Source organism: Ideonella sp. (assembly GCF_041918995.1).
Classification (GTDB): domain Bacteria; phylum Pseudomonadota; class Gammaproteobacteria; order Burkholderiales; family Burkholderiaceae_C; genus Ideonella.
Genome location: NZ_JAYRUN010000035.1, coordinates 1 through 2,072, shown reverse-complemented (window position 1 = coordinate 2,072; position 2,072 = coordinate 1). Strand labels below are relative to the sequence as shown.

Sequence of the window (2,072 nt, the reverse complement as noted above, 5' to 3'; positions counted from 1 at the left end):
CCTGGTGCTGATGGACGAGGTGCTCACGCCCGATTCGTCGCGTTACTGGCCCGCCGACACCTGGGCGCAGAGCCTGGCCGAGGGCCGCAACCCGCCCAGCTATGACAAGCAGTTCCTGCGCGACTGGCTGGACCAGGCCCAGGTCAACGGCAAGCCCTGGGGCAAGACGCCGCCCGCGCCGCGCCTGCCGCGCGAGGTGGTGGAGCAGACAGCAGCCAAGTACCGCGAGGCGATGGAGCGCCTGACGGCCTGAACGCAGGCCCCACGCCTGCCACGTCACATCCCCCGAACTGACGATGCGCGGCGGCGCCCGCTGCCGCTAGCATGGGGGCCTTGCCCAGCACCACCACAGGAGACCTCATGCTGATCGGCCTGGCTTCCTGCATGCGCCTGTCGTCCTGCGAAATCCAGGACGGCAAGCGCATCCAGCCCGTGTGGGACACATTGCGATCGCGCGCGCCGCAGGGGCTGGATGGCCTGCTGCTGGCGGGCGACCAGGTCTACAGTGGCTATGGGGTTTGGGACGCATGGCGCAAGCCCCAGCTCAAGATGTCCGCGCAGGACTTCCTGTCGCTCATGTACGGCCAGTACCTTGGCCAATACGAGGTGCCGCAGTTCCAGGCGCTGCTGGCCACGCTGCCCAGGGAAGGCGGCCAGCGCCGCGTGGGCATGGTCTGGGACGACCATGACTTTGGCTACAACAATTCATTCGGCACCGACCCGCGCTTTTCAGTGGAGAAGCGGCGCATCACGCGCTACCTGTTCGAGATGTTCCGCACCGCGCTGCGCGGCTTCGAGCCCGGTACGCCCTACCCCGGCGAGCCCACGCTGGCGCAGGCCACGGCCGACACCAGCGACCGTGGCGTGGACGAAGTGCTGTCGTGGCCGGGCGTGCAGGTCTTCCTGCCCGACCAGCGCATGCATGCCCACAGCTCAAAGGCAGATGCGCCCCGGTGGATGCAGCGCCCGGCAGACTGGGCGCAGGTGGTGGCCGGGCTGCAGGCCCATACCGGCGGCTGGTCGGTGCTGGTCAGCGGACGGCCCTACAGCGTCAGGCAGAAGCTGCGCGAAGACTACTGGCAGATGTATGAAGAGGCGGCTGAACTCAAGGCCGTGGCCGCGCAATTGGGCAACGTCATCATGGTCTGCGGTGACCTGCACCGCAATGTCGGTCCGATCCGGCACCCCGGCCTGTTGGAGGTCATCACCTCGGGGGCGGCGCAGGATGGTGACGAGAACTTCGGGCTGCTGGACCTTCAGGGGCCGCAGGCCACCGTGCGCCTGTACGAAAAGGGCCGCACGGAGCCGCAATACCAGGTCAGCGTCATGCGCAGTGGCCTGACAGCGGGCGGCTGAGCCCGCACGGCCCGCCGCTCAGCTCAGCACAACGCTGGACAGCCGGCGCCGGTAGGTGGCCACCACGGGATCGTCGGGCGGGATCTGGCCTTCGGCCACCTTGGGCTTGGGCGGCTCGATCACGTCCAGGATGGCAACGTAGGTCTTGCGGGCCAGCTCGTCGTTCCAGGCCTTGTCGCGCATCAGGATTTCCAGCAGCTCGTCCATGGCGGCGGTCCATTGCTGGGCCGCCATCAGGCACTGCGCCTTGCCGAAGCGGGCTTCAAAGTCGCGCTTGTTGGCGGCAATGCGTGCGTCCAACGCGGTGGCGCCATCGGGCTGCGCGTGCGCGAAATCGATGGCGTTTTGCCAGCGCATCAGCGAATCAAGGCGGCGCACGGTGCCGGTCTTGGCAATCACGGGTGCAAAGGCCACCTTGGCGTCGTCAATGCGGCCCAGCTGGAGCAGCAGCTTCACGTAGTCAAAGCGCGCATCGTCATTGGCCGGGTCGGTGGCCACGGCGTGCTGCAGCTTCTCCAGCGCGGCGTCGGTGTCGCCATCGGCCAGTGCGTCCAGCGCTTCTTCCTCGGCGGCCTCGGCCTCCAGTTCCTCGGCGGCGGGTACGTGCTTGTCCAGGAATTCCTTGATCTTGCCCTCGGGCAGTGCGCCCATGAACCCGTCCACCGGCTGGCCGCCCTTGAGCAGGATGCAGGTGGGAATGCTGCGGATGCCGAATG

Annotated in this window: 3 protein-coding genes; 2 read left to right on the top strand and 1 reads right to left on the bottom strand. The window is 67.7% G+C overall.

From position 1 onward, the window contains the following. Positions 1 to 253: phosphoribosylaminoimidazolesuccinocarboxamide synthase (locus tag ACE3UN_RS18885; RefSeq protein ID WP_374676543.1), on the top strand; the 253-nt coding region annotated here is incomplete at its 5' end. Between the two features lie 107 nt (positions 254 to 360). Continuing rightward, complete coding sequence (locus ACE3UN_RS18880) at positions 361 to 1,356, top strand: hypothetical protein (protein WP_374676542.1); 996 nt, start codon at positions 361 to 363, stop codon at positions 1,354 to 1,356. 18 nt (positions 1,357 to 1,374) lie between these two features. Here the strand turns inward: ACE3UN_RS18880 and ACE3UN_RS18875 are convergent. Then, positions 1,375 to 2,072: tetratricopeptide repeat protein (locus ACE3UN_RS18875; RefSeq protein ID WP_374676541.1), on the bottom strand; the 698-nt coding region annotated here is incomplete at its 5' end.

Bases quoted from the DNA above. Each gene is read 5' to 3' on its own strand.
- ACE3UN_RS18880 (WP_374676542.1), top strand. From the start codon at position 361: ATGCTGATCGGCCTGGCTTCCTGCATGCGCCTGTCGTCCTGCGAAATC.